This window comes from Lysobacter sp. (assembly GCF_035655815.1).
Taxonomy (GTDB): Bacteria; Pseudomonadota; Gammaproteobacteria; order Xanthomonadales; family Xanthomonadaceae; genus Lysobacter_J.
Genome location: NZ_DASRTS010000027.1, coordinates 202,974 through 224,686, shown reverse-complemented (window position 1 = coordinate 224,686; position 21,713 = coordinate 202,974). Strand labels below are relative to the sequence as shown.

Here is a 21,713-nt window from a genome sequence, read left to right as displayed (position 1 = left end):
GGGCGGCGCAGGCGGCGAAGGCGGCGTGGGCAACGGCGGCACCGGCAACGGCGGCGTCGGCAACGGCGCGACCGGCGGAGCAGGCGGCTCGGGCGGCACCAACACCGTGGATGCGGGCACGTTCGACATGTCCTCCACGATGACGGGTACCGCCAGCGGCGCAGCCGGCATCACGGTTGCGGCGCAGAACAGCGGTTTCTCCTCGCTGATCCAGCAGGGCGTGACCGTCCAGGCCAACCTGACCGTAGGCCCGTAAACGCTCCTTGCGACGTGCCGGTGGCCTGGCGGCCTCCGGTACGTCGTTTGCGCGCATGAGTGGAATGTCCCGCCGGTCCGCCGGCGGGACGCTTCCGCCGGCATGCAACAGGGACGCACGGCAAGGAGCATCAGATGCGACCGAACCGTTACATCGCTTACTTCCGTCCGGCCAGCCTGGCGATGCTGTGCATCGCGGGCGCGGCCAACGCGCAGGACATCCAGCCTCAATTCGAAGCGGCCGCGGTGGCCATGCCGGTCGAAGTGCCGGCGTACGTGGCGCCCGAACCCGAGCAGCGGCAGACCGGCATGGGCACCACCATCGGCCTGGAAACGCTGGCCGACATGCGCGGCGGCACGCAGATCGTGGACAACGACATCCTCGTGAACGGCCGCGTGGAGGACAACATCGCCGACGACGTGCTGACCGGCAGCAACTCGGTCACGTCCGGATCGTTCGCCAACGCCAGCGGCATCTCCACGGTGATCCAGAACACCGGCGCGAACGTGCTGATCCAGAACGCGATGATCGTCAACGTCAAGTTCGCGGACCCCGCTCCATGAGTCCGCAGTCCCACCGGCGCCGGGCATGGCTGACGGCAACGGCGTGGATCCTGGTCACCGGCCTGGCCCAGGCCGGGCAGATGGACGTGCGCCTGCCGCAGGGCGCCAGTTACCAGCTCAAGGTCACCAGCCTGAAGGAAGCGCGCTTCCAGACGACGGTGCGGCAGCAGTACGACTTCAGTTGCGGATCGGCCGCGACGGCGACGCTGCTGACCTACCAGTACGGCGTACCGGTGACCGAACAGGAAGTGTTCATGCGCATGTACGAGCTGGGCGACCAGGCGAAGATCCGCCAGCGCGGTTTTTCGCTGCTCGACATGCGCCGCTTCCTGCGGACGAAAGGCTTCGAGGCCGACGGCTTCGAGCAGCCGCTGGACAAGCTGTTCGAGGAAGGCCTGCCGGCGATCGTGCTGCTCAACGATCGCGGTTACCGGCATTTCGTGGTGGTGAAGGGCCTGCGCAACGGACGCGTGCTGCTGGGCGATCCGGCCCGCGGAACGCGTGCGATGCCGCGCTCGCGCTTCGAGAGGCTGTGGGACAACCGCATCCTGTTCGTCATCCACAATCGTCGCGACCTGGCCACGTTCAACGCGCAGCGCGACTGGCGCACCGCGCCACCGGCACCGCTGGACGTGGGCATCGCCCGCGACAGTCTCTACAACATCGTGACGCCCCGGCGCAGTCCGGGCGATATCTGAGGGGGCGGACATGAAGACGCTTCCGCTGTTGCTGACCACACTGGTGCTGGGCGTCGTGTCCGGCATCGCCTGCGCCGCGCCACCGCAGCGCGCACCGTTGCTTGCCGGGTGGGTGGCGATCGATCCGGCACGGCTGGACGAGATGCGCGGCGGCTTCAGCACGGCCGACGGCACGCTGCTCTCGTTCGGCATCGAACGGGCCGTGTACGTCAACGGCGAACTGATGGCGACCACGCGCGTGCAGATCCCGGACATCGCACGCATGACGGCCGAGCAGGCCAACGACCTGGCGCGGTTCAACGAAGGCGTGGTGGTGCAGGTGGGCGGCGCCAACACCTTCGAGCCGGTCGGCGGGCTCAATGGACTGGTCATCCAGAACACCCTGGACGGCCAGGACATCCGCGCGCTGACCACCGTCAACGTGGGCGTGGACACACTCGCCGCGTTCCAGGACCTGAACGATGCCGCGACGCTGCATACCGCGCTGACAACGACCTCGCCCTAAAATCCGGCCGGACTGCGTTGTACCCAGAAGGACTCCCCCGCCAGGACGCCGCATGACCCCGACGCCGCAGCTGCCACGACGCCTGATGCTCGTTCCATGCCTGTGGCTCGCTGCCGGCATCGTCCATGCGCAGGACCGCTGGCCGGGCATCGGTCCCGCCGCGCCCGCATCTGCAGCTGCGTCGCCGCCCGCCACGGCGCCGGCAGGCAGCGACGATCCGCAGCGCCTGGACGACCTGCAGCGCGAGATCAACGCGCAGACCCAGCGACTGGAGGAACTGCGCCGCTCGCTGGCCGAGCAGGAACGCGCGGTGGCCAACCTGCAGCACGCGCTGGACGAGGAGCGGCTGGCCGCCGAGCGCGGCGCGGGCGTCGCCCCGTCGACGGTATTGCCGACGCTGGCCCAGCAGGCGCCGGCGCAGCAGACGCCCCAAGCGCAGGCTGCGCCGCAGCAGGCACAACGGCAGCAGCAACAACAGCAACGCCAGCAGCCGGTCGGACAGGCGCCGGAATCGGCCACACGTCCGCCGGAAGTCGCGCAGATCTTCGACCAGCCCGGCGTGCTCACGCCGGCCGGGCAGTTCATCCTCGAGCCGTCGCTGCAGTACGGCTATTCCGCCAACGATCGCGTCGCACTGGTCGGCTACACGGTGATCCCCGCGATCCTGATCGGCCTGATCGACGTACGCCAGGTCAAGACGACGTCGGGCGTGGCGACGCTGACCGGACGCATGGGCATCGGCGGCAGGTTCGAGCTCGAGGCCAAGGTGCCGTACGTGTACCTCAACGGCGACACCGTCAGCCGCGAGATCTTCACCGGCAGCGCGCAGGACCGCGTGTTCAACGCGCGCGGCGACGGCATCGGCGACGTGGAGATGACCGCGCGCTACCAGCTCAACCGCGGCGGCCCGGACAAGGCGTTCTACATCGGCTGGCTGCGGTACAAGAGCCGCACCGGCAAGGACCTGTTCGAAGTCGTGACCGACTGCGTGCAGCGTTGCCTGCAGAACACCACCGGCACCGGCCTGCCGCTGGAGCTGCCCACCGGCACCGGCTTCGAGGCGATCCAGCCGGGCGTGACCTGGCTGTATCCATCCGATCCGGTCGTGTTCTTCGGCACCTTCAGCTACCTCTACAACTTCGAACGCAACGACGTGACCCGCACGGTGCTCGACGGCCAGACCGAATCGCTGGGCGACGTGCAGCTGGGCGACATCTGGGGCTTCAATCTCGGCATGGGCTTGGCGCTCAACGAGAAGGCGTCGATCAGCCTGGGCTACGACACCAGCCTGGTCGGCAAGACCCAGCAGAACGGGCAGAACGCGCCGGGCGCGGTGCGCATCACGCTGGGCACATTGCTGCTGGGCGGCACGTACCGCTTCAGCGATCGATGGTCGCTGAACGTCGCGCTGGGCGTCGGCGTCACGCGCGACACGCCCGACATGACACTGACCGCGCGCGTGCCCATCTCGTTCTGACCGCACGCACACACCCCGTCCTGGAACCCTTCACGGCCGTTTCACGGGGCTCCGCGCTATTTCGCAGCACGCGATGCGCAAGGGCTCCCTTCGATCGTGGAGCGCGCAGGCCGACGACTGTGGCATCGGTTCTTCCACCTGACGGAGACAGCTCATGAAACGACTCGTACTGGCTGCGGTGATGGTTGCCGCGCTGGCCGGCTGTGCCAGCACGCCGACCGTGCACACCGACTTCGACCCGGCGGCGCAGTTCTCCAACTACCGGACCTACGCCTGGTTGAAGAAGCCGGAGGGCACGTCGCCGCTGGTGCAGCAGCGTGCGGTCGCAGCGATCGACGCGCAGCTGGCTTCGCGCGGATGGCGGCAGGTAGCCGATGGCGCGCAGGCCGACATCGGCCTGGCGGGTCACGTGGCCACGCAGCAGGAACAGACACTCGATACCTTCTACAGCGGCCCCGCGTGGGGCGGTTACGGCTGGGGGCGTTGGGGTGGCGTGGGCATGGGTTCGGCCACGACCACCGTGCGCAACTACCAGGTCGGCACGCTGGTGCTGGACATGTTCGACATGAAGACCAAGCAGGCCGTGTGGCGCGGCACGGCGTCCGGCACGGTGCCCAGTTCGCCGGAGCAGGTCAACGCGAAGGTGCAGGCGGGCATCGACAAGATGTTCGCGTCGTTCCCGCCGGGCAGCACGCCGGCGAAGTGACCGGCGGATATTCGTTGACCCGATCACGGCACGTGCCGCGTGCCGTGATCGCAGGCCAGCGCAAGACGCGCTTCAGGCGCGCTGGAAGTAGAAGCCCGCGTAGTGGTCCAGCGTGCAGTCCGGTTCGAACGGCACGCGCAGGTGGCGCTCCTTCGACTGCCACTGGTCGACCAGCGTGTAGCCCAGCGCCTTCATCTCGTCGATGAACTGCCGGCGTTCCATCACGCGATACGGCAGCACGGCCTTGCCCATGTTCTGCAGCGTGACGTAGCCGCGCTGCGGATGCACGGGCGTGAGGTTGACCAGCACGTGCGGCGGCGGTTCGCGCAGGCGGCCGAGCAGTTCGGGCAGCGTGTAATCCAGGTACTGCAACGCGCCGCAGGTGATCAGCACGTCGTGCGAATCGGCCGCTTCGGGTGTGTCGGCGAAGTGCAGCAGGCCTTCCGGATCGTTCTGTCGTGCCCAGTCGCGTCCGGCCTCGATCACCGACGGCACGTCGTGCACGCGCCATTCCATCGTGCGCGGATAACTCAGGTAACGGCGGAAGCCGTAGTACGTCACGCCGATGTGGCCGCCGAGGTCGAAGATGCGATGGCGGCCTTCGGCCAGCATGCGCGAGAGCCAGTGCACCATCGGATAGTCGCTGACGCGGATGCTGCGATGGCGATCCATGTACATGCCCGTGGTGGTGGGCAGGTCGTAGGTGGTGGGCAGCCGTGGCGCCTCGGCCAGCGCCTGCGCGCGCGACTCGTAGGCACCGTAATACGCATTGCCGCCCTGGTAGGGCCGGCTGAACATGCGCCGGTACAGCGGCCGCGCGAGCAGCCGCACCCCGGGCAGCTCCGCGCTTTCCAGCGCGATGCGCACCAGCTTCTTGCGGGTCATCAGGACTTCGTGTCGCACGCGGGATCCCCCCTGCCGTCTTCGTCTTGAAGAGGCAAACGCGTTTAGCGGCGCGGAGGGGACGCGTGCTGTGCAATCCGGTCAACGTTCGCGCAGCAGGTCCAGCTGGGCCTCGTAGGCGGCGCGGGTGTCGCCGTCGCTCAGGGTCTGGGCGCGGGCGAGGGCGCTGACCGCCCGCCGCACGTCGCCGGCTTCCAGATAGGCATTCGCCAGCGCGGCATGGAAGCGGTGCTCCTTGTCGTGCAGACGGATCGCGATGCGGTAGTGACGGATCGCCAGGGTCAGCTCGCCCTTGCGCTCGTATTCGGCGGCCTGCAGGAAGTGGTACAGCGGATCGTTCTGCTGCACGCGCGCCAGGCGACGGCGCAGTTCGACCTCACGCGTGCGGTTGCCGATGCGTTGCTGCAGGCCGGCGTAGTTGTAGAGCGCGTGCGAGTTGCCGGCGTCCAGCCTGAGCGCATGCAGGTAGGCCTGTTCGCCGCCGGCGAGGTCGCCATTGCGCACGCGCATGACCCCCGCATTGCTCCAGTGGCTTGGATACTGCGGGTCCAGCGACAGCGCGATGGCGATCAGCGACAGCGCGCCCGGATAGTCGGCCTGTTCGAGCCGCGCCACTGCGAGATTGTTGTAGTAATGGCTGAGCAGGCGCTGCTCGGTGATCTGCATCGGCGGGTCGCGCGCGATGACGTTGTCGCCGGCCACGTCGACCGTGAACTGCCGCGGTCCGATGCGCACGCCGGCGTTGACGTGATTGCTCAGGTACAGCGTGCCATCGGCCTGCCGCCAGGAAAGCGTCTGTTCGATCTCCTGCGGATACACCTCCAGCCCGGCCTCGCGCGCGATCGCCATGAACAGCAGGGTGAACGACAGGCAGTTCGCCTCGCGGTGCTGGTACACCTCGGCCACGGTGTAGTTGGCGTCTTCGCGATAGACCACGCCCAGGCCGTCGGCGTCGAACATGAACTCGACCAGCTGCTCGAGCCGGCGATGCGAGGACATGCGTGACGACAGGAAGTCCGCCTGCACTCGCGTGCGGAGTTCTTCCGGCATCGCCATGACCTGCGTTGGCGCCACCGGTTCCGGCGGCGTCAAAGGCGCGGCGGGCACGGGCGGAGCGGGGAGGGGCGCTGCCTGCTGCGCAATGGCGCACGCGGAATGCAGAGCCAGGAATGTCGCCAGTGCGAACGACCACCTGAACATCCCGAAACCCTCCGCCGACAGCAACCGGTTTCGGCCGCAGTGTAGTCCCGGCGACGGTGCACGGCGCGTGCACCCATCGGAATGTCGCTGCGGGCACAACTGGACGCGGGGTTCAGCGGCGGCTGGCTAGAATTGCCGTGTTACGTCAGTACAGGAGACGGTCATGGCCACCGGTTGGGCAGGCGACGGCGCCGTTCAGGACCAGATCGACGCGACCATCAAGGACGCCATCAAGCGTGCGCGCAGCCAGCTTCCGTCGGGCCCCGGCCTGATGCGCTGTGAGGAATGCGATACCGAAATCCCCGAGGCCCGGCGCAAGGCGGTGCCCGGAGTGCGCCTGTGCATCACCTGCCAGGAAGCGCACGACCGCGAGCAGGCCGGCTTCAGCGGTTACAACCGTCGCGGCAGCAAGGACAGCCAGCTGCGCTGAGTGCCGTGCCGCCTCGGCGTGCAGCGGCTGATCCGCATGCACGGCCGATCGATCGGGCAAGCGCTGAAAGTCCATGGATCCCCGCCTTCGCGGGGATGGCGAGCAAGAACGCGTTGCTTCCCGCCTGATGGTTTGGATTACCGATCAGACGAGAAAAGGCGCCGCCTGCTCGAGCCGGCTGCGCAGCTGTTCGGCCAGGCGCAGGCTCAGCGCGACGATGGTGAACGTGGGGAACGCCCAACTGCCGGTGGGAAACACCGAGCTGCCGGCGACGTGCAGGTTGTCCACGCCGTGCACCTTGCAGTCGCGATCCACCACGCCGTCGCGCGGGTCGTCGGACATGCGCGTGGTGCCCATGTGGTGCGAAGTGCCGAATACCTGCGGAACCGCACCGTCTTCCTCCAGCCAGGCTTCGGTCTGGAAGCGGCCGTTGCAGGCACGTGCGAGTTCGCCGCCGAAGAGTTTCGCCGCGGTGCGATAGGTGTGGCGGTCCAGTTCGGTCAGGCGCCAGTCCACGCTGACCTTGCGCATGCCCAGTGCATCGCGTTCCTCGCCCAGGGTGATGCGGCTGTCGCGGTTGGGCACCTGTTCGAAATAGCCGATCAGGTCCACGCGTTCGGTCCGGACCGTTGGCTTGCGGCGCAGCTTGCGGCTAAAGGCCTTGGCGATGTCGCCGGCATTGAGCCCGGCGCGCAACGTCAGCGTGCGGATGTCGTCCGGTGGCGGCATGGCCTTGGCGATGTAGTCGGGCTCGCCATTGCGACGACCGCACACGCGTGCCTTGATCGCCCAGTTCTCGTTGCGTTGTCGCGCACGCATCGCGGCGCGCAGGTCGCGCAGCGCCTGCAGTCCTTCGGGAACGGGTTCCTCGAACGCGAACGGACGCACGCGGCCGCTGAGGATGCGGTGTTCGCGCTGCGCTTGCTCGGACAGGCAGATCTCCGGATGCACCTGCGGACGGCCCTTGGGCACGTTGCGGTCGTACGGGCGGATCACCACGTCGGGCTGGTGCGTGAACAGCGCGCCCAGCTTGCCGCTGGGATGGTCCATGAAATAGCGGCCGACCAGGTCGTGCTCGTTGCCGAGCCCCTGCGGCACCACCGAATCGGATGCCAGCAGCAGGCGCGCGTTCTCGATGCCGCCGCAGGCCAGCACGTAGTGCGCGGCGCGAACCCGTCCGCGGCGTCCGTCGAGCGTGCCGATGTACGCATGGCGCACGTGCCGGCCCGAGGGCACGGCCTCCATCGAGAGCAGGTTGGCGTGCAGCAGCACGGTGATGTTGTCGGCGCGTTCGAAGGCTTCGTGGTACTCGCGCCCGAAGATCATCGGGCTGGTCGCGAACGTCTTGTGTTCCAGCGCGTCGCTCTCGAATGCGAGCGGCTTGCGCGAGGCCGGGGTGAGGAAGGTGTCCTCGCCGAAGTCGTGCGGGTCCAGGCCGCAGAACGTGCGTGCCTTCCTGTAGTGCGGCACCAGTTCCTCGTAGGCGATCGGCCAGCCGCTGTGCGGCACCCAGTCGCGTGGCGTGAGGTTGGCCAGTGGAATGCAGCCGCGGCCCCAGTAGTTGCAGGTGCCACCAAAGGCCCGCAACCGCGACGCGCCCGGGTCGAACTCCGGCACGCCGACGGAGGAGCCTTCCAGCAGTGCCTGGTTGCGTTCATCGGCCGCCAGTCCGCCGCCTTCGAGCACGCAGACGCGCACGCGCGTGCCCACGAACGCCCAGGCGATGGCGAGTCCCGCCGCGCCGGCGCCGACGATGCATATGTCCGCTTCGATGTCCGCCGGCGATGCGGCTTGCCTGAAGTCGACGATCAAATGTGCAGCCCCTTCGAAGATGTGCGAGCGCGCCAGGCGCGCCGCTTCCGTCGAATGTGAACGCAACCAGGGGCGGGAAGGGGCCAGGGCCGGCGCCGGAACCCCGAAAAGGAAGGGGCGCCGCATGGGCGCCCCTCCGGTCGGTGCATCGAACGGCCTGGAGAATCAGCGCGACGTCAGTCGCGGCAACGGCTGGGCCAAGCCGCGGGCCATCGCGGAATCGATGATGTCCTGGGTGCGACGCTCGGCCTCGTCGATGATCTTCTTCTGCTCCTTGCCGAGCGCGTCCATCTGCCGGCCCAGCGCGTCCATCGGCTTGCCGGCTTCGTCCATCTGCCGTCCCAGCGCTTCCATCGGCGCGCTGTTGGCCTGCATGCGCTCGGATTGCTGCTCCATCAGGCGGCCCTGTTCTTCCATCAGGTCGCCGATCCGCTGCTGCTCCTCGGCCAGTTTGTCGATGCTGGCTTCGCGCTCGGCGCGTTCGCTGTCGCTGGCCCGAGCCATGTCGGCGGCCAGTCGCGCCTGCTTCGCGGCGAGGTCGGCCTGCTGCTCGCTCAGCGACTCCATGCGCCGCGAGGTCGCCTCGATGGCCGAGGTGTCCGATGCGGCGGGAGACAGCTCCTCCATCTGCCGGCTCAATGCTTCCATCTTGCGGCCGTGCACTTCCATCTGGTCGCCCAGCACCTTCATGCGGTCGCCGATAGCGCGGCTCTCGCGCCATGCATCCTGGATGCGCGTCATAGTGTCCGCGTCGGAGATCACGTACGCCTGGCCGTTGCGGCGGAACCACACGAAGTCGCTGCCGGGCATGCTGCGACGCGCGGCGCGGATCTCGGGCAGGTCGTCGGTGGAGCCGGACATGGTGATGCCGTCGCGGTCCTTGCTGATCAGCGCGTAGGTCAGGCGCTCGTCGCGACTGCTGGAGCGAGCGGAGGCCACGGTCCGCGACGCGGGCGCAGCGGACGCGCCGGCAGCGGCTGCAGGCGCTGCACGAGATGCCGGCGCGACGGTTGCAGCAGGTGCGGCGCTGGCCGGCTTCGTGTCGGGGCCGATCTGCGCATGCGCGTAGAAGGCCAGGCACGCGGCGGCGATGCCGACCAGCGGCAGCGCGACGCCGATGCGCGCCGAGCGGTGTCCGGGGCGGACGAGTTGTTCGATACGGGACATCAGCGGACCTCCATGGGCGGCTTGGGCAAGATGGGGCGTGGTATGCCGTTGCGACGCCGAGGTGAGTTCGGACAGTTCGCACAGCGCGAGCGCCAGACGGCGGGGGTGGCCGGTCACTTCGGCCGCCAGACGGTCGGCGATGTGTTCGCGTTCGTCGCGGATGCGGCGCGACAGCCACCACGTGACCGGGTGGTAGAACAGCAGCGCTTCGGCCACGCCCTGCAGCAGGTTGACCAGATAGTCGTGGCGACGGACGTGAGCCAGTTCGTGCGCGAGCAACGCTTCGATCAGGTCCGCCGGCATGCGCGACAGCAGCGCTGCGGGCATCACCACCACCGGTCGCCACCAGCCGGCGGACACCGGCGAATCCAGCGAATCGACCAGTTTCAGCAGGACGCGACGCTTTTCGCCGAAGCGCTCGACCAGCGCATCCAGCCGTGCCTGCCATGCAGCCTGCTGCGGGTGCCGCGGCATTGCGCGAAGGCGCTGGATCCACACCAGGCCCATCGCCATGCGCAGCGACAGGGTGAAGGCGCCCGACGCCCACAGCGCGACGATCCATGGCATCGCGGCGTCCAGCGCGAAAGCCGATGCCACCAATGGTTCGGCAAAGGCCGCCGGTGAATCCGTCCGCCACGCCTGCGCATCGACCAGCACGAGCGTGGTGGCCGGTTCCGGAGTGGACAGTTGCCACACGATGCTCGCAGCCGGCACCAGCACGCAGGCGAGCATCGCCACGCAGGCGAGGGCATAGCGCACCTGTGGACGCGCGTTGCGCGCGCAGTGCAGCGCGATCGCGGCGAACATGCCAATCAGCGCGCCCTGCCAGACGAAGTGCAGCAACGCGCGGCCAAGCACTGGCACCGCGATGGCGGACAACTGCGCGAACGTATCGAGCATCGGGTCAGTCATCGGAGTTCTCCCTGAGCAAGCGCCTGATTTCCTCGCGTTCCTTCTCGGTAACGTGGTCGTTCAACGCGGCCAGCACTAGCGCCTTGCCGGAGCCGGCGAACGCTTTCTGGATCAGATCCTTCAGCAGGTTGGTCTGCAGCGCGTCCTGCGCGTGCGCGGCGGCGTACACGTGCGAGCGCTGGCTCTCGTCGCGCGTGAGCAGGCCCTTGGCGTGCATCACCTGCATCAGCCGCAGCACGGTCGCGTAGGTGGCGTCCGGGCGTTCGGCCAGACGTGCCTGGTGCACGTCCTTCACCGTGGACGGGCCCAGGCGCCAGACCAGGCGCAACAGGTCCAGTTCGGCGGCCGTGGGTTTCGGAGGTCTGGGTTTGCCTCGGGTCATGGCGCGGCTCGCAGGGCAGTGACGCCACGCTAGATCATCTAGAACGTTTTGTCTAGACAAGTTTGTCTATGACGAAAGTCATGGGTGCAATGCCGGTGCCGAGCCGTACGATGACGCCGCCGCTCCGGCGCCCGGGAGGAACGCGATGTCCGCTGCATCGATCCGCCGCACTTCGATCCACCGCATCGATTGGTCGCAGGTGCTGCTCGGCGGCCTGCTCGTCGCCATCGGCGACATCGTCTTCGCCACCACGTTGTGGTTCTCGTGGGATGCGCCGGGATTGCAGCGCGTCTTCCAGACCATCGCGGTGGGCGTGCTGGGGCAGACCAGCTTCGACGGTGGCGTGCCCACGGCGGTACTTGGCGCGGTGCTGCACGTGTTCATGGCCACGATGTTCGTGGTGGTGTACACGCTCGCGGCGCGGCGCCAACCGAACCTGCTCGCGCGCCCGGTGGCATTGGGCCTCGCGTACGGCGTGGTGCTGTACGTGGTGATGAACTTCGTGGTGATGCCGCTGTCGCGTGTGGGACGTTCGCCCTCGTTCGACCATCCGGACTGGATCTTCTACAGCGTGCTGGCGCATATGCTGTTCGGCGTGGTGTGCGTGCTGTTCGCTCGACGGGCGCTGCGCGGCTGATATCGCTCCCTTGGCCGTCATTCCCGCGAAGGCGGGAATCCATGTATGCGACACTGTCCGTCTTACGTAGGGAGTAACGTCATTCAGGCATGGATCCCCGCCTTCGCGGGGATGAAGACTGAAAGCTAAGGACACCTTCGCCGCTTCTGCATCGTGCCGGCCTGATGCCAGGTGCGATCCACACGCACGGCGTGGATCGCACCGGTGCCGTTCAACGGTCCATGGCCGCGCGCATTTCAGCCAGGTCCAGCTTCTTCATCTTCAGCATCGCGGCCATCGCCTTCTGCGCGCGTGACGGGTCGGGATCCTTCAGCAGGGTGTTCATTTCCTCCGGAACCACCTGCCAGGAAACGCCGAAGCGGTCCTTCAGCCAGCCGCATACCTGTGCGGCGGGATCGCCGCCTTCGCCAAGCCGCTCCCAGTAATGGTCCACTTCGGCCTGGTCGCGGCAATTGACTACCAGCGAGACGGCCTCGGTGAACTTGAAGTGCGGGCCGCCGTTGAGTGCGCTCACGCGCACGCCGTCCAGTTCGAAGTCGATCACCATGACCGAGCCTTCGCGGCGCCCAGACACGCGTGCGCTCTCTGTGTCGTAGCGCATCGTGTCCAGCACGCGGGAGCTGGGAAATATCGACGTGTACAGCTTCACGGCCTCCTCGGCCTGGTCGTCGAACCAGAGGAAGGGCGTGATGCGCTGGAAACGGTCCTGCATGGTCGTGCTCCTGTCGTGATGAGGGTGGGCACGGGCGGTTTTCCCGCCCGCTTGTATCAGCGACGAATCAACATCGGCCGGATCGACATCCGTCCGTCGGCACGACGCATGCACCGCTTGACGGAGGCCGCCCGCGCATCCGATACAGCACGCGAGCGACAGGGAGGAGTGCTCATGCTCAGGAAGGTGGCCTTCACCATGTACCCGGTCAAAGACGTGGACCGGGCGCGCGACTTCTACGAAAACAAGCTGGGGCTCAAGCCGGCTTCCGTCGGCAATCACGACGGCCAGTACTGGATCGAGTACGACCTGCCGGACGGCGGATGCCTCGCCCTGACCAATGTGAAGCCTTCGCAGCCCAGCGAAGCCGCGGGCGGCACCGTGGCATTCGAAGTGGACGACCTGGAGCGGCTCATGTCCGACCTGAAATCCAGGCACGTGACGTTCCGCAGCGGCATCATCGACACGCCGGTCTGCCGCATGGCCGTGTGCGTGGATTCGGAAGGCAACTCATTCCTGCTGCACCAGCTCAAGCGGACGTCATAGCCGGCAGGCAGGCTTTTCCGTCCTGCACCGCACATCGGATGCGATAAACGTCACGCATCGTGAGTGTGCCCTTACGAAATCTGCACGCGTATAGCGGGCAGCTATCGAACTCATCCATTCAAACGATTTCATCTTCCTTCAGTGCCGCACTAGCCTCCAGCGGGGCGTCGCGTCGACGCCCCGTGCAGTGTCATCGCCAGTCAAGGGAGAATGACCATGAGGCAGTTCGCATTGCGGCGAAAGCCGCTGTGGTTGACATGCATCGCGGTACTGGGAGTTTCAGGCATCGCGCTGGCCGCGGATCCACCCACCAGCTACATGCCGGTGGTCATCAAGGAAACCTTCCAGGCGATCAAGTCGCGCATGGAAGGACAAAAGCGCGGCGTGATGCAGCGGCAGCGCAGCCTGCTGGAACAGCGTTACGACCTGGCCAACCGTCCGGCATCCGGCGTGACCATGACGCGCGGCAAGCCGGTACAGGGCGGTGCGCGTGCACGACTTCCGTCGGGCATGACGTGGGAACAGCTCGGCAGCATGACGCCCGAGCAGATCCGCGAACGCAACGCGTTCCCCATCGGCTTCCTGCCGTTGCCGCATCCGAACCATCCGGAAGGCGGCATGGTGTTCCCGCACTTCCAGATCACCGAGATCAATCGCGTCGAGCAGCGCGATCTCACGCGCTTCGATCTGGACTTCGACCTGCCCGATCACTTCCTGCCGGAGTTCCCCGCGCCGATCTTCCTGACGACGCGGCCGGACCTGGGCGACGTGTCGAAAGGCCAGCTGGTCAACATCAACAACTACTTCGAACTGTTCAACGGCATCCTCAATCCGAAGCAGCTGGAAGGCCTGCGGCTGCTGGTCACGCCGTTCCCGCAGCAGCAGTTCAACCAGACCGAGGATCGCCGTTCCGCGTTGCCGAGCCGTGGCGTGGCCTGCCTGGACTGCCACAGCAACGGACACACATCCGCCGCGACGCACCTGGTCGGCGACATCCGGCCACAGGAGCTGCGCCACCGCATCGACACGCCCACGCTGCGCGGCGTGAACATCCAGCGGTTGTTCGGCTCGCAACGCGCGTTGAAGTCGGTGGAGGATTTCACCGAGTTCGAGCAGCGCGCCGCATACTTCGACGGCGATCCGGTCATCGCGACCAAGAAGGGCATCAACATCCTCGACCGCGGCCACCAGGTGCATGCGATGGGAGAGTTCCAGGCGATCCTGGATTTCCCGCCCGCACCGAAGCTGGACATCTTCGGCCGGCTGGATCCCGCCAAGGCGACGGAGGCCGAGAAGCGTGGCGAGGCGTTGTTCTTCGGCAAGGCGCAGTGTTCCTCGTGCCACACGCCGCCGTATTACACCGACAACACCATGCACAATCTCAAGGTGGAGCGCTTCTTCAAGCCGCAGATGATCAACGGCCGCTTCGCCAACCAGGACGGTCCGATCAAGACCTTCCCGCTGCGGGGCATCAAGGATTCGCCGCCGTACCTGCACGACGGCCGTCTGCTGACGCTGGAAGACAGCGTGGAGTTCTTCAACATCGTCCTGCAGACGCGGCTGGAGAGGCAGGAGAAAGACGACCTGGTGGCGTTCCTGCGGGCGCTCTGAGTCGATGACGGTTGACAGCGACGGCCTCCGCGCGGGGCCGTTTCGCTGGGCGTGAGGATGCGGTCGTCAGTGCAGATCGAAGCACGTGACAGAAGCGGCCGCGTGCGCCGTTCACCGCCCGTGCGTTCATCGTGCCGTCACGAACCTTTCACTTCGCAGCCACGACCATCGCAACGCGGCCGGGCGTCTGCCCCGGCCATACCTCGACGGATTTCCGACGACCGGACCTCGGCCGCGACGCGAATCCTTCCGCGGTGAGAACCACGAGGGGACGATGGAAGGATTCGTCAACGACGTCGTGAGGTTCTACACGGATTTGGTGGGGCGGTCCGACGGGCCGATGACCTTCCGTTTCTTCCTGCAGCCGATCATGGCGCTGCTGATGGCGCTGCGCGATGGCGTGAAGGACGCGAAGACCGGGCAATCGCCTTACTTCTGGCGGATAGTGAACAACCCCGGCGAGCGCCGCGCGGCGCTGCACGAAGGCATCAAGTCGACCACGCGCATCCTGGTGCTCGGCCTGGTGATGGAAATCATCTACCAGTACAAGGTCTTCGGCACGTTCCACGTGCTGGAGGCGGTCAACATCATCTTCATCCTCTGCTTCCTGCCGTACCTGATCATGCGCGGCCCGATCGCACGGCTGGCGCGCTGGTGGATGAGTCGCGACGGAGCAAAGCGCCCCACATGACAGAGAAGCAGAAGCCGCCTTCACGGCCCGGGCGCCTGCAGGTTCCATCGGAGCCGCCAGCCACGCGACCCGAGCACGTGCGCGTCACCCCGGTGCCGCCGATACCGCAGGTGGACCAGTCGGATGCGGACAGCGCGTCGGTCCAGTACTCGGCCTACCGCACCGGGCTGTCGAACCATCGCACCGGCCTGTCGGAACATCGCACGTCGCTGTCGGAGTACCGCACCGACCTGTCGACGCACCGTACCGGGCTCTCCGAGTACCGCACGGACCTGTCCACCGAGCGCACCGAGATGTCGATGCGCCGCACCGGCATGTCGTTCCAGCGCACGCGCCTGAGCGCGGAGCGCACGCTGATGTCGGTAATCCGCACGGCCCTTTCGCTGATCGGCTTCGGCTTCACCATCTTCCAGGTGTTCACGCATGCGCGCGAATCCGGCGTGCTGCGCATGAGCACGGCCGCACCCAGCAATTTCGGCATGGCGCTGGTGGCCCTGGGCATCGCGCTGCTGGTGGTGGGCATCGGCTACCACCTCAGCTTCATGCGCGGCCTGCGCCTGGAGCGCCATGCGATGGTCGAGGAGGGTCTGATACACGGCCAGAGCGGGTATCCGGTTTCGTACACGCTGTTGACCGCCGTCGCGCTGCTGCTGATCGGGCTGTACGCCATCGTCAGCATGGTGTTCGACGTCGCGGCCGGTTGAAGGACAAGGACGCAGGGGGAGCGCCCGGAAGTTCGTTGCATCCACCCACCCAGCAAGGAGAAGCGGCATGGCACAGGCGAAACAGGCGGCGCGCCCGACAAAGGCGGCCAAAACCGCACAGCCTTCGCAACGCGAAGCCAAGGGAAGCAGCGCAGGTCGGGGCAGGAAGCAGCCCAATATCCTGGTGATCTGGGGCGACGACATCGGCCAGTCCAACCTGAGTTGCTACACCCACGGACTCATGGGCTACCGGACACCCAATATCGACCGGATTGCCCAGGAAGGCATGCTGTTTACCGACAGCTACGGTGAGCAGAGCTGTACGGCCGGGCGCTCCTCGTTCATCACGGGTCAGAGCGTGTTGCGCACGGGGCTGTCAAAGGTCGGCATCCCGGCCTCTCCGGTTGGGATGAGCGAGAAGATCGTCACCATCGCCGCGCTGCTCAAGGAGCAGGGCTATGCGACGGGGCAGTTCGGAAAGAACCACCTGGGCGATCTGAACCACATGCTGCCCACCAACCACGGCTTCGACGAGTTCTTCGGCAACCTGTACCACCTCAATGCTGAAGAAGAACCGGAGATGTACGACTATCCGAAGGATCCGAAATTCCGCGAACGCTTCGGCCCTCGCGGCGTGATCCATTCGTGGGCCACCGACAAGGACGACGCCACCGTGCAGGAGCGTTGGGGCAAGGTCGGAAAGCAGAAGATCCAGGACACCGGGCCGCTGACCAAGAAGCGCATGGAGACTTGCGACGATGAGTTCGTCGCGGCGGCCATCGACTTCATCAAGCGGCAGGAAAAGGCGGGCAAACCCTGGTTCGTGTGGCTCAATACCACCCACATGCACCTGTTCACGCATACCAAGAAGGAAAGCCTGGGGCAGGCAGGCAAGTGGCAGTCGCCGTACCACGACACCATGATCGACCATGACCGCAATGTCGGTCAGGTGCTCGACCTGCTCGATGAGCTGGGTATCGCCGAGGACACCTTCGTCCAGTATTCGACCGACAACGGCCCGCACCGCAACAGTTGGCCGGACGGTGGCATGACGCCGTTCCGCAGCGAGAAGAACACCAACTGGGAGGGCGCCTTCCGCATCCCGTTGCTGGTCCGCTGGCCCGGCAAGGTGCCCGCGGGTTCTGTATCCAATGGCATCGTGCAGCACCACGACTGGTTGCCGACCTTTCTGGAAATGGCGGGAGCGCCGGAGGTCGTGGACAAGTTGAAGAAAGGCTACAAGGCCATCGGGCGGACGTACAAGAACCACATCGACGGCATGAGCTTGCTCTCCCACATCACTGGCAAGTCGAAGGAGAGTCCGCGCAACTTCTTCTTCTACATCAGCGACGACGGCGACATCCTCGCGATGCGTTACGACAACTGGAAACTGGTGTTCCTGGAACAGCGTTGCAAGGGCACGATGCAGGTGTGGGCCGAGCCGTTTACCCGGCTGCGGATGCCGAAACTGTTCAACCTGCGGACCGACCCCTATGAGTTTGCGGACATCACGTCGAATACGTACTACGACTGGTTCCTGCACAACGCGTATTTCATCTATGCGGCGCAAGCGGGAGCGGCGATGTTCGTCGAAACCTTCAAGGAGTTCCCGCCGATCCAGCGGCCGGGAAGCTTTACCATCGACGATGCGATAGAGAAGATGCGCGACGCCTCTGCGGGGGCGAGCTGAGCACACGGGCCGGACGGGCGGATGACGTCCGTCCGGTCTGCGCGAAAGATCGGTCGACGGAGGACGCTTCGCGTGCAAAGCACAGCTGATCCATTGCCTGGCTGGAACGACGGGAAGGCGAAGGCCGCCATCCTCGACTTCGTCGCCGCGGCGATCAGGGAAGGCGGGCCCGGCTATGTCGCGCCCGCAGAACGCATCGCCGTGTTCGACAACGACGGTACGCTGTGGTGCGAGTTTCCGCTGCAGGTGCAGGTGTTCTTCGCGCTGGCGGAAGTCAAGCGGCTTGCGCAGCAGGATCCGTCGCTGCTGCAGAAGCCGGCGTTCAAGGCATTCCTCGCCGGCGACGTGAAGACGCTCATGTCGCTGCCGAAGAAGGACGTGTTCGAGCCCGCCTTCGCCACGCATGCCGGCATGACGGTCGAGGAGTTCCACGCCAACGCGTGGCGCTGGTTGCGCCAGGCCGAGCATCCGAAGCTCGGCCGGCGCTTCATCGCCAACAGTTACGTGCCGCAGCGCGAACTGCTCGACTACCTGCGCACCAGCGGCTTCAAGACGTACATCGTGACCGGCGGTGGCGTGGAGTTCGTGCGTGTGGTGGCCGGGCAGCTGTACGGCATACCGCCGGAACAGGTCATCGGTTCCAGCACGCGGATGAAACTGGAGACAGGTCCCGAAGGCATGGTGCTGCGCAAGCTGCCGGAGCTGGGCAGCTTCGACGACCGCGACGAGAAGGTGGTGAACATCGCACTGCACCTCGGCCGCCGGCCGGTGTTCGCGTTCGGCAATTCCGACGGCGACCTGGCGATGCTGCGCTATACGCTGGGCGGGCAGGGGCCGCGCATGGCGTGGTACCTGCACCACGACGACGCGGAGCGTGAATTCGCCTACGATCGGGACTTCAGGCTGAGCGCCTTCAACGAAGGACTGGATCATGCCGCCGAGTACGGCATCGGCCTGGTCAGCATGAAGAACGACTGGAATCGCGTGTTCGCGGAGGAAGGCGATGGGCGTGCATGAACGTGTGGGCGAGTCCGCGGGCGCGAGGCTGGACAACATGGTCCGCATCGAGGGCGGCAGCTTCGTGATGGGTTCGGACCATCACTACCCGGAGGAACGCCCCGCTCACAAGGTCGCGGTGGACGGTTTCTGGATCGATCGCCACGCGGTGACCAATCGCGAGTTCGCGCGTTTCGTGGAGGCGACCGGGCACGTGACGCTGGCGGAGAAGCCGGCCGATCCAGCCGACTATCCGGGCGCCGATCCGGCGATGCTTGCACCGGCCTCGGTAGTGTTCGTGCCGCCACCGGGACGCGTCGACCTACGCAACCACTACAACTGGTGGCAGTACGTTCCAGGCGCCGACTGGCGCCATCCGCGCGGGCCGGAAAGCAGTCTCGAAGGGCTGGACGACCACCCGGTAGTGCACGTGGCCTACGAGGACGCGCTGGCGTATGCGCGGTGGGCGGGCAAGGACCTGCCGACCGAGGCGGAGTGGGAGTTCGCGGCCAAGGGAGGGCGCGACGGCACCGAATTCGCGTGGGGCGACGAACTGGTGCCCGATGGCCGCCACATGGCCAACACCTGGCAGGGCGAATTCCCGTGGCAGGCGGAACCCGAAGACGGATTCCTCTGGACCGCGCCGGTGGGCTCGTTCGACCCCAACGGCTACGGCCTGTACGACATGATCGGAAACGTGTGGGAGTGGACCAGCGACTGGTACCAGGAACACGGACACATCCAGCAGCACGCGTGCTGCACGCTGCAGAACCCGCGCGGCGGCGAGCGCGACGCGAGCATGGATCCCAACAATCCCGTGCAGATTCCACGTCGCGTGATGAAGGGCGGTTCGCATCTGTGCGCGCCCAACTATTGCCGCCGCTACCGGCCCGCCGCGCGCATGGCGCAGCCGGTCGACACTTCGACCTGCCACGTGGGTTTCCGCTGCGTGGTGCGCGCCTGACGCGTTGACGTCGAAGGGGAGGGCACGATGAACGAATGGCTGGTGACGGTGACCGAGCCGGTGATCGTCGCGCTGGACCTGATCGCGCTGGTGGTGATCATCGCGGGCACGGCGAAAGCGGTATGGGACATGCTGCGGTTCATCGCCAGCCATACCCGCGACCGGCACGCGCGTCGGCAGATATGGATGACCTATTCGCACTGGCTGGTGGGCGCGCTGACGTTCCAGCTGGCGGCCGACATCGTGGAGTCGTCGATCGCCCCCGACTGGGACAGCATCGGCCGGCTGGCCGCCGTCGCGGTGATCCGCACGTTCCTCAACTATTTCCTTGAGCGGGATGTGGCGGAGGTACGGGAGCTGCAGAAGGGGAGCGAGGTTTAGCGATCACTTTCCGTTCCCGGGTCGTGCATCGATACGTCTTTTCCGCCGGGGCCCTGCCTTTGATCGTCTTCCCGGCGAAGGCCTGGATCCATTTTGCTGTTGCCTCTTGCCTCTTGCCTCTTGCTCTTGCTCTTGCTCGTCATCCCCGCGAAGGCGGGGATCCAGGGACTTTTCACGCTTTACCGGTCGCCTGTGAGAAGCGGAAGAGCCAGAGCTTCCGTCCGTCTAAAGCCGGCCGGGTCACTTTTCTTTGCTGACCCAAAGTCCGACTGGATTCCCTTCGGTCAAACGTAACCCAAAGAAAGGGTCTTCCCCGACACAGCAATCCCACGACCGGCGAGGGAGTCGGCGCCCCGCAAGTCGGCATCCGTGCCTCCTTGCTTAGCGCCGCACGTCCATGTGCGGCGCCCTACGGGTCTAGAAAATTTGGTTGGCTCTTCAACAGCAACAGCAACAGAAATGGCAATCGCGACGCTGTTCAAGCGCTCAGTGAAAGCGTGAAAAGTCCCTGGATCCCCGCCTTCGCGGGGATGACGATCAAGAGCGAAGGCGGCAGCAGGCAGCAGGCAGCAGGCAGCGGGCAGCGGGTAGGGGGCAGGGGCAGCGAAAGCGAAAGCGAGGCGCGGAGGCGCGGCGAGCGAGGTACTGACGAGTCACAGGCGGGTCACAGACGAGGCGAAGCGAATATGCCGCGGAAAACGCAGGCCTATGCGCGCCAGTTACAATGCGCATCTCCCTCCGCAAGACGCACGCAGCCATGCCCGCTCCCGCCTGTCCCCAATGCACGCTCCAGAACACCTACGTGGATGGGGCGAACTTCGTCTGCGCGGACTGTGGTTATGAGTGGCCGGTGGCGGGTGAAACGTCGTCGGATGAGGCTGTCGTCGTGCGCGACAGCAACGGCAACGTGCTCGTCGAGGGCGATACGGTGGTGGTCATCAAGGACCTGAAGGTCAAGGGATCCTCGATTCCGCTCAAGCAGGGCACGGTGATCCGCAACATCCGCCTGGTCGAGGACGATGCCGAGCACATCGAGGGCAACTCGGACAAGATCAAGGGACTGGTGCTCAAGACCATCTTCCTGCGCAAGGCCTGATCGCCGTCGCGTGGTACGCGTCAACGAGACCGGCAGCGCCATCACCGCTGTTTAACGCCGCGCCGGGAGAGTGGGTGCATCCCACTCCCGGAGCACGCTCATGAGCCAGTACCGCATCGCGCTGATCGTCGGCAGCCTGCGCCGCGATTCGATCAACAAGAAGCTGGCCGAGGCGCTGGTGCGGCTGGCGCCGAAGGAGTTTTCCTTCCATCGCTGCGAGATCGGCGACCTGCCGCTGTACAACCAGGACGACGACGGCAATCAGGCGCCGCAGGTGAAGCGGCTCAAGCAGGAGGTGTCCGGTGCGGACGGATTGCTGTTCGTCACGCCGGAGTACAACCGCTCCGTCCCGGGCGTGCTGAAGAACGCCATCGACCACGCCTCGCGCCCGTATGGACAGAGCGCATGGGCTGGCAAGCCTGCGGGCGTGATCGGCGCGTCCATCGGCTCCATTGGCACGGCGATGTCGCAGCAGCACCTGCGCAACATGCTGGCGTACCTGGACGTGCCGACGATGGGGCAGCCGGAGGCGTTCATCCACGTCAAGGATGGCTTCTTCGATGCCGACGGCAACGTGGCCTCGGAGGACAGCCGCAAGTTCCTGCAGGGCTGGATGGACCGTTATGTGGAGTGGGTGCGCACGCACGCCGGCGAGGCCCGCACCGGCTGAGCTG

General features: G+C 66.2%; 24 protein-coding genes. 18 read left to right on the top strand and 6 right to left on the bottom strand.

Translation table 11 applies throughout. From position 1 onward, the window contains the following. The 6 genes from VFE83_RS07555 to VFE83_RS07530 form a co-directional block, all read left to right on the top strand. Window positions 1-256 (top strand): hypothetical protein (locus VFE83_RS07555; RefSeq protein ID WP_324904669.1); only part of this gene is annotated, 256 nt, incomplete at its 5' end. A 134-nt stretch (window positions 257-390) separates the two neighbouring features. After that, complete coding sequence (locus VFE83_RS07550) at window positions 391-819, top strand: hypothetical protein (RefSeq protein ID WP_324904667.1); 429 nt, start codon at window positions 391-393, stop codon at window positions 817-819. After that, the gene (locus VFE83_RS07545) at window positions 816-1,517 is read left to right on the top strand and encodes a C39 family peptidase (RefSeq protein WP_324904666.1); all 702 of its coding nucleotides are present in this window, start codon (window positions 816-818) and stop codon (window positions 1,515-1,517) included. Before VFE83_RS07550 ends, VFE83_RS07545 begins: the two co-directional genes overlap by 4 nt. A 10-nt stretch (window positions 1,518-1,527) precedes the next feature. After that, the gene (locus tag VFE83_RS07540) at window positions 1,528-2,022 is read left to right on the top strand and encodes a hypothetical protein (RefSeq protein WP_324904664.1); all 495 of its coding nucleotides are present in this window, start codon (window positions 1,528-1,530) and stop codon (window positions 2,020-2,022) included. 52 nt (window positions 2,023-2,074) lie between these two features. After that, complete coding sequence (locus tag VFE83_RS07535; RefSeq protein WP_324904662.1) at window positions 2,075-3,499, top strand: transporter; 1,425 nt, start codon at window positions 2,075-2,077, stop codon at window positions 3,497-3,499. A 154-nt stretch (window positions 3,500-3,653) separates the two neighbouring features. Then, the gene (locus VFE83_RS07530; RefSeq protein WP_324904660.1) at window positions 3,654-4,205 is read left to right on the top strand and encodes a DUF4136 domain-containing protein; all 552 of its coding nucleotides are present in this window, start codon (window positions 3,654-3,656) and stop codon (window positions 4,203-4,205) included. A 72-nt stretch (window positions 4,206-4,277) separates the two neighbouring features. On the opposite strand, the gene VFE83_RS07525 is transcribed toward VFE83_RS07530, so the two are convergent. Continuing rightward, a complete protein-coding gene (locus VFE83_RS07525; RefSeq protein ID WP_324904658.1) occupies window positions 4,278-5,090 on the bottom strand; it encodes a methyltransferase, TIGR04325 family in 813 nt (270 codons plus the stop codon). A 99-nt stretch (window positions 5,091-5,189) separates the two neighbouring features. After that, a complete protein-coding gene (locus VFE83_RS07520) occupies window positions 5,190-6,215 on the bottom strand; it encodes a tetratricopeptide repeat protein (RefSeq protein ID WP_324904656.1) in 1,026 nt (341 codons plus the stop codon). A gap of 256 nt (window positions 6,216-6,471) precedes the next feature. Between VFE83_RS07520 and VFE83_RS07515 the strand changes: the two genes are divergently transcribed. Continuing rightward, window positions 6,472-6,738 carry a DksA/TraR family C4-type zinc finger protein gene (locus tag VFE83_RS07515; RefSeq protein ID WP_324904654.1) on the top strand — a complete coding sequence of 89 codons (267 nt, stop codon included), beginning with the start codon at window positions 6,472-6,474 and terminating at the stop codon, window positions 6,736-6,738. A gap of 144 nt (window positions 6,739-6,882) precedes the next feature. On the opposite strand, the gene VFE83_RS07510 is transcribed toward VFE83_RS07515, so the two are convergent. The 3 genes from VFE83_RS07510 to VFE83_RS07500 form a co-directional block, all read right to left on the bottom strand. Then, complete coding sequence (locus tag VFE83_RS07510) at window positions 6,883-8,616, bottom strand: FAD-dependent oxidoreductase (protein WP_324904652.1); 1,734 nt, start codon at window positions 8,614-8,616, stop codon at window positions 6,883-6,885. Between the two features lie 99 nt (window positions 8,617-8,715). Further along, a complete protein-coding gene (locus VFE83_RS07505; RefSeq protein ID WP_324904650.1) occupies window positions 8,716-10,629 on the bottom strand; it encodes a M56 family metallopeptidase in 1,914 nt (637 codons plus the stop codon). Beyond that, a complete protein-coding gene (locus VFE83_RS07500) occupies window positions 10,622-11,011 on the bottom strand; it encodes a BlaI/MecI/CopY family transcriptional regulator (protein WP_324904649.1) in 390 nt (129 codons plus the stop codon). Before VFE83_RS07500 ends, VFE83_RS07505 begins: the two co-directional genes overlap by 8 nt. Before the next feature lie 145 nt (window positions 11,012-11,156). On the opposite strand from VFE83_RS07500, the gene VFE83_RS07495 reads away from it, so the two are divergent. Beyond that, the gene (locus tag VFE83_RS07495) at window positions 11,157-11,648 is read left to right on the top strand and encodes a hypothetical protein (RefSeq protein ID WP_324904647.1); all 492 of its coding nucleotides are present in this window, start codon (window positions 11,157-11,159) and stop codon (window positions 11,646-11,648) included. Between the two features lie 211 nt (window positions 11,649-11,859). Here VFE83_RS07495 and VFE83_RS07490 read toward each other — a convergent pair whose 3' ends face one another. Beyond that, the gene (locus tag VFE83_RS07490) at window positions 11,860-12,360 is read right to left on the bottom strand and encodes a VOC family protein (protein WP_324904646.1); all 501 of its coding nucleotides are present in this window, start codon (window positions 12,358-12,360) and stop codon (window positions 11,860-11,862) included. Between the two features lie 174 nt (window positions 12,361-12,534). Between VFE83_RS07490 and VFE83_RS07485 the strand changes: the two genes are divergently transcribed. The 10 genes from VFE83_RS07485 (at window position 12,535) to VFE83_RS07440 (ending at window position 21,709) form a co-directional block, all read left to right on the top strand. After that, the gene (locus VFE83_RS07485) at window positions 12,535-12,906 is read left to right on the top strand and encodes a VOC family protein (protein ID WP_324904644.1); all 372 of its coding nucleotides are present in this window, start codon (window positions 12,535-12,537) and stop codon (window positions 12,904-12,906) included. Between the two features lie 216 nt (window positions 12,907-13,122). After that, window positions 13,123-14,517, top strand: a complete 1,395-nt coding sequence (locus VFE83_RS07480; RefSeq protein WP_324904642.1) for a hypothetical protein — start codon at window positions 13,123-13,125, stop codon at window positions 14,515-14,517. 340 nt (window positions 14,518-14,857) lie between these two features. Continuing rightward, entirely contained in the window at window positions 14,858-15,208 is a 351-nt protein-coding gene (locus tag VFE83_RS07475) for a hypothetical protein (RefSeq protein ID WP_324904640.1), read from the top strand. Beyond that, window positions 15,205-15,912 (top strand): DUF202 domain-containing protein, encoded by a 708-nt coding sequence (locus VFE83_RS07470; RefSeq protein WP_324904638.1) that lies wholly within the window; start codon window positions 15,205-15,207, stop codon window positions 15,910-15,912. Before VFE83_RS07475 ends, VFE83_RS07470 begins: the two co-directional genes overlap by 4 nt. Window positions 15,913-15,979: 67 nt before the next feature. After that, entirely contained in the window at window positions 15,980-17,602 is a 1,623-nt protein-coding gene (locus VFE83_RS07465; protein WP_324904636.1) for an arylsulfatase, read from the top strand. Window positions 17,603-17,674: 72 nt separating this feature from the next. After that, window positions 17,675-18,619 (top strand): HAD family hydrolase, encoded by a 945-nt coding sequence (locus VFE83_RS07460; RefSeq protein WP_324904634.1) that lies wholly within the window; start codon window positions 17,675-17,677, stop codon window positions 18,617-18,619. Further along, complete coding sequence (locus VFE83_RS07455; RefSeq protein WP_324904632.1) at window positions 18,606-19,562, top strand: formylglycine-generating enzyme family protein; 957 nt, start codon at window positions 18,606-18,608, stop codon at window positions 19,560-19,562. Before VFE83_RS07460 ends, VFE83_RS07455 begins: the two co-directional genes overlap by 14 nt. A gap of 27 nt (window positions 19,563-19,589) precedes the next feature. Beyond that, window positions 19,590-19,943, top strand: coding sequence for a DUF1622 domain-containing protein (locus tag VFE83_RS07450; RefSeq protein ID WP_324904630.1), 354 nt, complete (start codon window positions 19,590-19,592; stop codon window positions 19,941-19,943). A gap of 757 nt (window positions 19,944-20,700) precedes the next feature. After that, window positions 20,701-21,039: a zinc ribbon domain-containing protein YjdM gene (locus tag VFE83_RS07445; RefSeq protein WP_324904628.1), complete on the top strand. Its 339-nt coding sequence runs from the start codon at window positions 20,701-20,703 to the stop codon at window positions 21,037-21,039. Between the two features lie 100 nt (window positions 21,040-21,139). Continuing rightward, on the top strand, window positions 21,140-21,709 hold the full coding sequence (locus VFE83_RS07440; protein ID WP_324904626.1) for an NADPH-dependent FMN reductase: 570 nt from the start codon (window positions 21,140-21,142) through the stop codon (window positions 21,707-21,709). Window positions 21,710-21,713 lie beyond the last annotated feature (4 nt).

Excerpts from the sequence above, each read along its gene's own strand:
- VFE83_RS07550 (WP_324904667.1), top strand. The coding sequence starts at position 391 with ATGCGACCGAACCGTTACATCGCTTACTTCCGTCCGGCCAGCCTGGCG.
- VFE83_RS07545 (WP_324904666.1), top strand. The coding sequence starts at position 816 with ATGAGTCCGCAGTCCCACCGGCGCCGGGCATGGCTGACGGCAACGGCG.
- VFE83_RS07540 (WP_324904664.1), top strand. The coding sequence starts at position 1,528 with ATGAAGACGCTTCCGCTGTTGCTGACCACACTGGTGCTGGGCGTCGTG.
- VFE83_RS07535 (WP_324904662.1), top strand. The coding sequence starts at position 2,075 with ATGACCCCGACGCCGCAGCTGCCACGACGCCTGATGCTCGTTCCATGC.
- VFE83_RS07530 (WP_324904660.1), top strand. The coding sequence starts at position 3,654 with ATGAAACGACTCGTACTGGCTGCGGTGATGGTTGCCGCGCTGGCCGGC.
- VFE83_RS07525 (WP_324904658.1), bottom strand. The coding sequence starts at position 5,090 with ATGACCCGCAAGAAGCTGGTGCGCATCGCGCTGGAAAGCGCGGAGCTG.
- VFE83_RS07515 (WP_324904654.1), top strand. The coding sequence starts at position 6,472 with ATGGCCACCGGTTGGGCAGGCGACGGCGCCGTTCAGGACCAGATCGAC.
- VFE83_RS07505 (WP_324904650.1), bottom strand. The coding sequence starts at position 10,629 with ATGACTGACCCGATGCTCGATACGTTCGCGCAGTTGTCCGCCATCGCG.
- VFE83_RS07500 (WP_324904649.1), bottom strand. The coding sequence starts at position 11,011 with ATGACCCGAGGCAAACCCAGACCTCCGAAACCCACGGCCGCCGAACTG.
- VFE83_RS07495 (WP_324904647.1), top strand. The coding sequence starts at position 11,157 with ATGTCCGCTGCATCGATCCGCCGCACTTCGATCCACCGCATCGATTGG.
- VFE83_RS07490 (WP_324904646.1), bottom strand. The coding sequence starts at position 12,360 with ATGCAGGACCGTTTCCAGCGCATCACGCCCTTCCTCTGGTTCGACGAC.
- VFE83_RS07485 (WP_324904644.1), top strand. The coding sequence starts at position 12,535 with ATGCTCAGGAAGGTGGCCTTCACCATGTACCCGGTCAAAGACGTGGAC.
- VFE83_RS07480 (WP_324904642.1), top strand. The coding sequence starts at position 13,123 with ATGAGGCAGTTCGCATTGCGGCGAAAGCCGCTGTGGTTGACATGCATC.
- VFE83_RS07475 (WP_324904640.1), top strand. The coding sequence starts at position 14,858 with ATGACCTTCCGTTTCTTCCTGCAGCCGATCATGGCGCTGCTGATGGCG.
- VFE83_RS07470 (WP_324904638.1), top strand. The coding sequence starts at position 15,205 with ATGACAGAGAAGCAGAAGCCGCCTTCACGGCCCGGGCGCCTGCAGGTT.
- VFE83_RS07465 (WP_324904636.1), top strand. The coding sequence starts at position 15,980 with ATGGCACAGGCGAAACAGGCGGCGCGCCCGACAAAGGCGGCCAAAACC.
- VFE83_RS07455 (WP_324904632.1), top strand. The coding sequence starts at position 18,606 with ATGGGCGTGCATGAACGTGTGGGCGAGTCCGCGGGCGCGAGGCTGGAC.
- VFE83_RS07450 (WP_324904630.1), top strand. The coding sequence starts at position 19,590 with ATGAACGAATGGCTGGTGACGGTGACCGAGCCGGTGATCGTCGCGCTG.
- VFE83_RS07445 (WP_324904628.1), top strand. The coding sequence starts at position 20,701 with ATGCCCGCTCCCGCCTGTCCCCAATGCACGCTCCAGAACACCTACGTG.
- VFE83_RS07440 (WP_324904626.1), top strand. The coding sequence starts at position 21,140 with ATGAGCCAGTACCGCATCGCGCTGATCGTCGGCAGCCTGCGCCGCGAT.